Raw genomic sequence first — 9,222 nt, 5'->3', positions numbered from 1 at the left:
CAACCAAGCGCTAATTGCTCTCGCCAGGCGGCGCTGCGATGTCATCTACGCCATGATGCGAGACGGCACACTTTATTGTCCTGCCTCCGTCACAACTGCTTGACGAACGACATAGGGACACCCCCCCACAGTGTGCCCGCCCCTGCCGGCGTGGTAAATTAAGCCTCCACCGTTCAGGAGTTGCCGTGCCGTTCACCGTCCCCCGCCTGGCTGCCGCACCGGCCATCCTTGCCATCCCCGTCGCCGCGTTGTTGCTGTCCGCCTGCGCCACCGTACCACCGGCGGGCGTGGAAGCGCCGTTCACGTCCTTCGTCGTGCTGGGCGAGGACGGCGCGGCCGTGGCGCGCGTGCTCACCGAGGCGCCGGCCTGCCCCGCCATCGTGCGCGACGGCGTGGCCAGCCCCATGACGCTGCGCGCCGCGCCGGCCACCATCGCCCAGCGCCCCACCGCGTCGCCGCCGGAACTGTCCAAGCCGTCCGTGTTCGACGTGCGCGTGTGCGAGGCGGCGCTGCCGGCCGGGCTGGCCAGCGCCAGCGTGCTGGGACGGTCGCTGCCACTGCCGCAGGCCGAGCCGCGCCGCATCGTGGTGCTGGGCGACACGGGCTGCCGCCTGCTCAAGAAAGAGGACAGCTTCCAGGCCTGTAACGATGCGGCGCAATATCCGTTCGCGACCGTGGCCGCCGCCGCCGCCGCGTGGCGGCCCGACCTGGTGATCCACGTGGGCGACTTCCACTACCGCGAGAACCCGTGCCCGGCCGGCGACCAGGGCTGCGCCGGCAGCCCCTGGGGCTATGGCTGGGATGCCTGGCGGGCCGACCTGTTCCAGCCCGGCGCCGCGCTGCTGGGGGCGGCGCCATGGGTGGTGGCGCGCGGCAACCACGAAAGCTGCACCCGGGGCGGCCAGGGCTGGTGGCGCTTCCTCGATCCCCGTCCGCTGCTGGCGGGCCGCGACTGCGATGCCCCGTCCAACGACGACCAGGGCGACTACAGCGATCCCTACGCGGTGCCGCTGGGCGACGACAGCCAACTACTGGTGTTCGACACGGCCAGCACCACCTGGCGCGGTTTCAAGCCCGGCGAGCCGGGCCTGGCGCACTACCAGGACACTTACCGCAAGCTGGAACCGCTGGCGCGCCGCGCGCGCCACACGATCGCCGTGGAACACCATCCGCTGCTGGGCATCGGCGCCGATTTGAAGGACGCGGGCAAGCCCCGTCTGCTGCTGGGCGATGCGGGGCTGATCCAGAGCTTTGGCGCCATCAACCCGCGCCTCTTTCCCGACAATGTGGAGCTGGTGCTGTCGGGCCACGTCCACCTGTGGCAGCAGGTCAGCTTCAGCAGCGGCCATCCCAGCCAGTTCATCTCCGGGTTTTCCGGCACGGCCGAGGACATCGTGCCGATTCCCGACCCGCTGCCGCCCGGCGTCAGCCCGGCGCCGGGCGCCGTGGTGGAACAACTGAGCGCCTGGATCGATGGCTTCGGCTTCATGACCATGGAGCGGCGCGGCCCGGACAGTTGGGAAGTGCAGGTGCATGACTTGCACGGCGCCGTGCGCAATACCTGCCAGGTGCGGGGCAGGCGCTCCGTGTGCCAGCACACGCGGGTGCATTGACGCGGCTGGGCCAACAGGTCGCCCCCGGACACAGGCTGTTACAAGGGTTTGGCCGCCGCTGTTACCAAATGCACTAAAATATGGCCCGCGCGTGTAGTATGCGCACTGCGTTGCGTACGACGCGACGCACAGCGATGCGCGCCGGCGCCCAAGCGCCGCGGCCGCGTCCCGGCATGCCGCCCTTGCCCCTATTCGATTTGGAGAGTGTGTTTATGAAAAGTTTGTATCTGCGTGCCGGCCTGGCCGTGCTGTGCGGCGCCACCCTGGCCGGCTGCGGCGGCGGCTCCGGCAGCCTGCAACTGGGCGGCACCATCGTCGGCCTGAGCAAACCCGGCCTGGTACTGAAGAACGGCGCCTCGACCATCGCCGTCACGGCGGACACCGGCTACACCACGTTCACCTTCCCCGACCTGGTGGCCAACGACGCCTCGTTCGACATCGAGTACCAGGCGCAGCCCGACCCCAAGCTGGCCACCTGCGATACGATCATCCAGAACAACAAGGGCAAGGCCAACATCTACACCGTACGCCAGGCCATCGTCACCTGCCACTCCACCACCTACAGCCTGGGCGGCACGGTGCGCGGCCTGGTGGGCAAGGGCCTGGTGCTGGCCAACGGCAGCCAGACCGTGCCGGTATCGGCGCCGGCCACCGCTGGCGACCCGGTCAGTTTCACCTTCCCGACGCAAGTACCGAACGGCAGCAACTACGGCGTGACCGTGCTGGCCCAGCCAACCGATGACAATGGCAACCCCACCGTCAAGTGCGTGGTCAACAGCCCGGCCGCCGTGATGCCGGCCGCCCCAGTCAGCACGCTGGACGTCAGCTGCAGCAAATAATATTGGCGGCGCCGTGCGCGGCGCCACCTTGCCCCACTATTTGGAGAACCCCATGAAAGTATCGACCCTGCGCGCCACCGCGGCGCTGACGCTGGCCCTGGCGCTGGCCGGCTGCGGCGGCAAAGCCATGTTCGACGTGGCCGGCGTGATCAGCACGGCCGGCCCACTGACCAACTCCGGCCTGGTGCTGGCCAACGGCAGCGACTTGCTGCCCGTGCCAGCCAACGCCACCGAGTTCAAGTTCTCGCAGCGCGTCGCCTATGGTGACAATTACAACGTGGTGCAACAGACCCCGCCCGACCACATGAGCTGCCAGGTGTTCAACGGCAGCGGTTCGGCCGGCCACACCAGCACCATCCTGGTGACCGTGCAGTGCACCCAGAACAGCTACCCGCTGAGCGGCAGCGTCAAGGGATTGAAGGGCACCGGCCTGGTGTTGATCAACGGCGCCGGCGCGACCACCGGTCAAATCGTGCCCGGTAGCGACCCCACCATCCCCGTCGGTTTCCAGCTGGGCAACGTATTCGATGGCAGCGCCTTCGGCGTGACCGTCCTCACGCAACCCGCCAACCAGACCTGCACCGTAGAAAATGGCACCGGCATCATGCACGACAAACCCGTCAGCAATGTGCTGGTGACGTGCACGCCTTGAGTTATTTGATTTAAGAATAGTGGATATTGGAAAGATAAATTTGCCTTATATGCCGCGCCGCAGCATACTGCACCTGTCTCCTCCAACTCCCTAAGAAGAATTGGATTTAGCCCGCTCCGATGAGCGGGCTTTTTTTTGTCCGCGCGCCGGCGCTCAGGCCGGCGCCACGGCCGGCAAGGTCAGCGTCACCGCCACCCCGGCCCCCAGCTGGCTGTGGATGCGGATCTCGCCCCTGAGCGTGCCATGGGTGAGGTTGTGGACGATGAACATGCCCAGCCCGGAGCCGCCCTGCCCCAGCCGCGTGGTGTAGAACGGCTCGAACACCTTGTGCTGCAGCTCGGGGGCAATGCCCACCCCGTTGTCGCGGTATTCCAGCTCCACCTTGGCGCCCAGCTGGCGCCCGTCGATCACGATCTCGCCCCCCTTGCCGTCGAAGCCATGGATGATGGAATTGCTGATCAAATTGCTGATCACCTGTTCCAGCGCCCCCGGATAACTGTCCATCCGTATGCCGTCGGGGATCTGCACCACGGTGCGCACCTGGGCATGGCGCAAGCTCGTTCCCAGGCTGTTGAGGATATCGGTGACGGTGGCGCGCACGTCAAATATGCGCCGGCGGGCGCTGGTCTGGTCCACGGCCACGGCCTTGAAGCTTTCGATCAGCTCACTGGCGCGCCCGGCGCTGCGCAGCAGCAGCGCGCTCGCTTCACGAAAATCGGCCACGGCCTTGGCCAGCACGCTGCGGGTCAGCTGGCCATCCTGCACGGTCTGGGCGAAGGCGCCGAAGCGCTCGTCGAGCGCGGTGGCCACCAGCATGATGTTGCCCAGCGGCGTGTTCAGTTCGTGCGCCACGCCGGCCACGATGCCGCCCAGCGAGGCCAGTTTTTCCGATTCCACGATCTGTTCCATGGCGCGCCGCAGCTCGCCCGTGCGCAGGTCGATGCGCTGCTCCAGTTCCTCGTTCAACTGAAGCAAGGTCTGCTCGGCGGCGCGGCGCGCGCGCACTTCCTCGCCCAGTTCACGGGCCAGCGCCGACAGCTCGGCCGTGCGCTCGGCCACCAGCGCTTCCTGGTAGCGCCGGTGGCGGTACAGCTCGCAGAACACGGTGACCTTGCTGCGCAAGACGACCGGCTCGATGGGCTTGATCAGGTAATCGACGGCGCCCAGCTCGTAGCCGGCGAACTGGTGCGGCTGCTCGGCCATGCCGGCCGTCACGAACACGATCGGCAGTTGCCGCGTCTTGGGATTGGCCCGCAGCAGGGTGGCCGTTTCCATGCCGTTCATGTCCGGCATCTGCACGTCCATCAGCACCAGCGCGAATTCGTGGCGCAGGCTCAAACGCAGCGCCTCGTTGCCCGATTCGGCGCACACCAGTTCCAGCCCCAGGTCGAAGTCCGCCAGCAGGGCCGCCAGCGCGGCCAGGTTCTCGCGCCGGTCGTCCACCAGCAGCACCGGCACCGGCAGCGGGCCGCCTATGCCAGCGACGGCGCCGTCGGGCAGCGGACGAATGGTGCCGCTACACATAGCGCTTCCGGTAAATGCGCAGGCCCGGCGCCAGCGCGTCGTAGCGGGGCGCGATGGCGCGCCCGTCCAGGCCTTCCTTCATGCCCAGGCACAGGAAGCCACCCGGCTGCAGACAGCCGTCGAACAGCGCCAGGCAGCGCTCCTTGAGGGCGGCCTGGAAGTAGATCATCACGTTACGGCAGATGACCATATGCATCTCCCCGATATCGGTGTCCGTCACCAGATTATGCTGGGCGAACACCAGGTTTTCCTTCAGCCCAGACATGACGATAGCATGCTCGTAACGCGCCGTGTAGTAGTCGGCGAATTGGGCCGTGCCGCCGCTATGCTGGTAGTTGCGGGTGAAGGCCTGCAACTGGCGCAGCGGATAGATGCCTTCGCGCGCCCGCTGCAGCACCGTTTCGCTCAAATCCGTCGCATACAGCCGGTAGCGGCCCCGCATGCCCGCCTCGTGCAGCAGGATGGCCAGCGCGTACACTTCCTCGCCGCTGGCGCAGCCGGCCAGCCAGATCTTGACGAACGGGTAGGTCTGAAGAAACGGCAGCACCTGGCGCCGCAGGGCCAGGAAAAAGGGCGGGTCGCGGAACATGTCCGTCACATGCACCGTGATCCCCTGCAGCAGCGTGGCGAACAGCGCCGGCTCGCGCAGCAGCCGGTCCTGGGCCTGGGAGAAGGTGGCGCAACCGGTGCCGGCCAGCCATAGCCGCAAACGGCGCTTGAGCGAGGACTGCGCGTATTGGCGGAAATCGTGGCCGTACACCTGCCGCACGCCCTCCAGCAGCAGGCCGATTTCCACGTCTTCGATATGGTCGGTCCGCATCGTGTCAGCCCTGGGTCCAGACCCGCAGCAACGACAGCAGCTTGACCGTGTCCAGCGGCTTGGCGATGTAGTCGCTGGCGCCGGCCGCCAGGCATTTCTCGCTGTCGCCCTGCATGGCCTTGGCCGTCATGGCGATCAGCGGCAGCGCGCGGTAGCGGGGCTGGGCGCGGATCGCCTTCATGGCTTCGTAGCCATCCATTTCCGGCATCATGATGTCCATCAGTACCACGCACACGTCCGGATGCTGTTCCAGCTGGCGCAGGGCTTCCTTGCCGTTTTCCGCCTCCACCACCACAGCGCCCTTGTCCGCCAACAGGCTGGTGAGGGAGAACACGTTGCGCATGTCATCGTCCACGATCAGCATCTTGCGGCCTTCGAACGGCGCCTCATCCGGCAGGGCCGCGACGGCGCCGCGGTTGGCGCTCGCCACTGCCGCGGCCTGGCGATGCACCGCCGCGTGCAGGCACAGCGCCACTTCGTCGGCCAAACGGTCGGCGCTGCGCTCGCCGCGCAGCACGATGCTGTCAGCATGCTGGCGCAGGCCGCGCTGCAGTTCGGGGTTTAGCTCGCGGGCCGAATGCAGCACCACGGGCAGCGGCTGGCCCGCCTGGCGCTGCACCTGCTCCAGCAGTTCCAGCGCCGGCATGCCGGCCAGTTCCAGGTCCAGGTCCAGCACCAGGCAGCCGACGCGCTGGCGCGCCAGCACCGCTTGCGCTTCGGCCGCACCGCGCGCGCCCATGGCGGCGATGCCGCGCATGGCCAGCTGGCTGCACAAGCTGCTGGCGGCGGCCGGCCGGTCTTCCAGCACCAGCACATGCCAGGGCGCGGCGCGGTCAGGCTGCGCGGCACCGGCCGCGCCGGGCAGCGCCAATGGCGCGGCGGCGGCAGGGGCGGCGGATGATGCGGCGGGGCCGCCGGCGGCGTTGGCGACGTTGGAGAGAGGGGCGCTGGCGTTGGCGTTGGCGTTGGCGCCGGCGCCGGCTCGGGCGGTCACGGGAGCGGCCGCGTCGCCGGCGGCGACCGGGGTGGCGTGCTCCATCGCGCTGGCGGAACCGTCCGCCGCGTCGTGGGCCGCCTGCAGCGGCAGCAGCAGTGTGAAGGTGCTGCCCTGCCCCAGCACGCTGTGCAGGGACAGGCTGCCGCCCAGCCGGGCCGCCAGTTGCAGCGAGATCGACAGCCCCAGGCCGGTGCCGCCATAGTGGCGCGAAATGCCGCCGTCAGCCTGGCGGAACGCTTCAAAAATCAATTGTTGCTGGTCTTCGGCCACACCGATGCCGGTATCGCTGACGGTGCAGGCCAGCATCGGCGGCCGGCCTTCCTGGGCCGGCGCCACGGACAGCCGCAGCGCCACTTCGCCGTGGGCCGTGAACTTGATGGCGTTGCCCAGCAGGTTGCGCAGCACTTGCGCCGTGTGCCGCCAGTCCAGCCGCAAGCGGGGTGGCACGGCCGGGTCCAGCGCCATGGACAGCCGCAAGCCCTTCTGCTCGGCGGTCGAACGGAACAGCCCATCGAGCGAGGCCAGCAGCTCGGCCGGCGCGCCATCCTCGTAGTGGCAATCGACCTGGCCCGCCTCCACCTTGGCCAGGTCGAGGATGTCGTTGATCAGGTTGAGCAAGTCCTTGCCGGCCGCGTGGATGGTGCTCGCGTATTCGGTCTGTTCGGGCGTCAGGTTGCCGGGCCGGTTATCGCGCAACAGGCCAGACAGGATCAGCATGCTGTTGAGCGGGGTGCGCAGTTCGTGCGACATATTGGCCAGGAATTCGCTCTTGTAGGCGCTGATGCGCTGCAGTTCCTCGGCCTTGTCCCAGATCTCGCGGCTGGCCTGCTCCACTTCCGCGTTCTTGGCGCGAATCTGCTCGCGCTGGCGTTCCAGCAGTTCCGCCCTTTCCTCCAGTTCCTCGTTGCTTTGCTGGAGTTCCTCCTGCTGCATGCGCAGTTCTTCGGCCTGGCGCTCCGTCTCGGCCAGCAGCGTGCGCGTGCGCTGGCGCGACAGGCTTACGTCGAAGCCGATCGCCACGCTTTCGCGCACCAGTTCCAGCCACGCCAGTTCCGCTTCGCTGTAGGAACGGAAGGCGCCGGCCTCCAGCGCGCCCACCACGTTGGCGCCGTGCAGCAACGGCAGCAGCACCACGCTGGCGGGGGCGGCCCGGCCCAGCGCGGAGGCGATGGTCAGATAGCCGGGCGGCACCTGGTCCAGCACCATGGTGCGCCGCTCCAGCACGGCCTGTCCCAGCACGCCTTCGCCCAGCGCCAGCGGGGCCGGCTCGCCATCGTCCGCCGGCAAGCCGTAGCCGGCCACGCGGCACAGCCGCGCGCTGGCCTCGTCGTACAGGTAGAACGCGCCGGCGCCGGCGCCGATGCGCTGGCACAGGTAGGACAGCACGCGGTCGGCCAGCACGGCCGTCTCAAGCTCGCCGCGCATGCGCAAATTGAGCTCGTTCTGGCCCAGCATCATCCAGTCGCGCTGTTCGCCCTGGAAGCGGCTGGCGCGCAGCGCGTCCAGCATGGTCAGGAAAGCCTGGTCCAGCGTGCTTTGCACCTGGCCCATGCGCATCACGGCGCGTTGCAGCTCGCCCACCTCGTCGTGCGCCACAGCCGCCAGCACGATGGCCGGCAACGGCGTCACGGTCAGCCGCCGTTCCAGGTCGCCGCGCGCGATGGCGCCGGCCGCCTCGATCTTGTCGCTGGCGCCGGCCGTCAGCACGCGGGCCGCATCCAGCGCCTGGCCCAGCGGCCGGGTCACGGAACGGATGATGACATGGCCCAGCGCCACGGCCAGCACGCACAACAGCAGCACGGCGCTCACCAGCACGGCCTCGGTCTGGTACTGGCTGGCCACGCGCGCGGCCAGCACTTGCTGCAGCGCGTCCAGCCCCGCTTCGGCCAGCCGGTGCTGGGTGTCGATGGTGTCGCTCAACTGGCGGTAGTAAGCCACCGCTCCGTAATCGAGCCGGAGCGGCTGGACGATCTGCTCGCGCGCCAGCCGCAGCGCCTGTTCGCCCTTGGCGCGGCTGGCGCGCATCAAGTCGGCCAGCCGGGTGCGCAACGCGCCGTTGTGGGTCAGCGCGATGGCCAGCGCGTCGTCGATGGTGTGGTAATAATCGTCGGCGCGGTCGGCGCGCGAGGCGATCACGATGCGATCGTTCATGTCGGCCGCGCCCCGCACCAGCATGGCGCCGCCGGCGCCGCGCAACTGGCCCAGGGTTTCGCGCAGCACGGGCGCGCGCACCAGCAGCGCATCGATCAGGAAATAGGAATCCGGTTCCGGGTCCAGCCGCAGGCCGGCATGGTCGATCACGTTTTCGTGCAGCCGGAACAGCTGCTCGATCAGGGCGCTGTGGCGCGCATAGCTGTCGGCCGCCGTCAGCGCGCCCTGGGCATCCTGGGCCGACAGCGCGCTCCATTGCTCCAGCACGCGGAACCAGGCCGCGCTGAGCTCGCGGTCATCTAAGTGCTGGATGTGGCGCTCCATCTGGGCGAACGCCTGGTCGGTCTCGCGCAGCTTGGCCATGGCCGGCGCGCGTGATGGCGCGTCGCCCGCCAGCGCCATGGATGCCAGGCCGCGATGCTGCTGCACCAGCCGCACCACCGTCAGCAGCGCGCGCGCCGGCGCAATGCCGTCCGCTTCCTGCTGCGCGATGGCGATGGTCTTGCTGGCCTCGTTCAGGAACAGGGCGGTGGGGATGGCCACCGTGACGCAGCCCAGCAGCGCCAGCAGCAGGAATTTTTGCCGCAACATCAGGCGGCCCAGAAACGGTGTTAACAAGGTCACTC

General features: G+C 68.5%; 6 protein-coding genes. 3 read left to right on the top strand and 3 right to left on the bottom strand.

Features of this window, described 5'->3' with window-relative positions:
- Positions 1 to 185 precede the first annotated feature (185 nt).
- The 3 genes from H3H39_RS24840 (at position 186) to H3H39_RS24830 (ending at position 3,104) form a co-directional block, all read left to right on the top strand.
- Positions 186 to 1,613 carry a metallophosphoesterase family protein gene (locus tag H3H39_RS24840; protein WP_182157079.1) on the top strand — a complete coding sequence of 476 codons (1,428 nt, stop codon included), beginning with the start codon at positions 186 to 188 and terminating at the stop codon, positions 1,611 to 1,613.
- 212 nt (positions 1,614 to 1,825) lie between these two features.
- Complete coding sequence (locus H3H39_RS24835) at positions 1,826 to 2,452, top strand: hypothetical protein (RefSeq protein ID WP_182157078.1); 627 nt, start codon at positions 1,826 to 1,828, stop codon at positions 2,450 to 2,452.
- A 52-nt stretch (positions 2,453 to 2,504) separates the two neighbouring features.
- Positions 2,505 to 3,104, top strand: coding sequence for a hypothetical protein (locus tag H3H39_RS24830; RefSeq protein WP_182157077.1), 600 nt, complete (start codon positions 2,505 to 2,507; stop codon positions 3,102 to 3,104).
- Positions 3,105 to 3,257: 153 nt separating this feature from the next.
- Here the strand turns inward: H3H39_RS24830 and H3H39_RS24825 are convergent, their stop codons facing one another.
- The 3 genes from H3H39_RS24825 to H3H39_RS24815 are packed head-to-tail and all read right to left on the bottom strand — an operon-like array spanning position 3,258 to position 9,214.
- The gene (locus H3H39_RS24825; protein ID WP_182157076.1) at positions 3,258 to 4,628 is read right to left on the bottom strand and encodes a hybrid sensor histidine kinase/response regulator; all 1,371 of its coding nucleotides are present in this window, start codon (positions 4,626 to 4,628) and stop codon (positions 3,258 to 3,260) included.
- Positions 4,621 to 5,448, bottom strand: coding sequence for a CheR family methyltransferase (locus H3H39_RS24820; RefSeq protein WP_182157075.1), 828 nt, complete (start codon positions 5,446 to 5,448; stop codon positions 4,621 to 4,623). The genes H3H39_RS24825 and H3H39_RS24820 overlap by 8 nt, the downstream gene beginning before the upstream one ends.
- A gap of 4 nt (positions 5,449 to 5,452) precedes the next feature.
- Positions 5,453 to 9,214, bottom strand: coding sequence for a response regulator (locus H3H39_RS24815; RefSeq protein ID WP_182157074.1), 3,762 nt, complete (start codon positions 9,212 to 9,214; stop codon positions 5,453 to 5,455).
- Between the last annotated feature and the right edge of the window lie 8 nt (positions 9,215 to 9,222).

Origin of the sequence: Rugamonas apoptosis (genome assembly GCF_014042355.1) — a bacterium.
Lineage (GTDB): Bacteria > Pseudomonadota > Gammaproteobacteria > Burkholderiales > Burkholderiaceae_D > Rugamonas > Rugamonas apoptosis.
This window is presented reverse-complemented; position numbering and strand designations above follow the sequence as displayed.

Bases quoted from the DNA above. Each gene is read 5' to 3' on its own strand.
- H3H39_RS24835 (WP_182157078.1), top strand. From the start codon at position 1,826: ATGAAAAGTTTGTATCTGCGTGCCGGCCTGGCCGTGCTGTGCGGCGCC.
- H3H39_RS24830 (WP_182157077.1), top strand. From the start codon at position 2,505: ATGAAAGTATCGACCCTGCGCGCCACCGCGGCGCTGACGCTGGCCCTG.
- H3H39_RS24825 (WP_182157076.1), bottom strand. From the start codon at position 4,628: ATGTGTAGCGGCACCATTCGTCCGCTGCCCGACGGCGCCGTCGCTGGC.
- H3H39_RS24820 (WP_182157075.1), bottom strand. From the start codon at position 5,448: ATGCGGACCGACCATATCGAAGACGTGGAAATCGGCCTGCTGCTGGAG.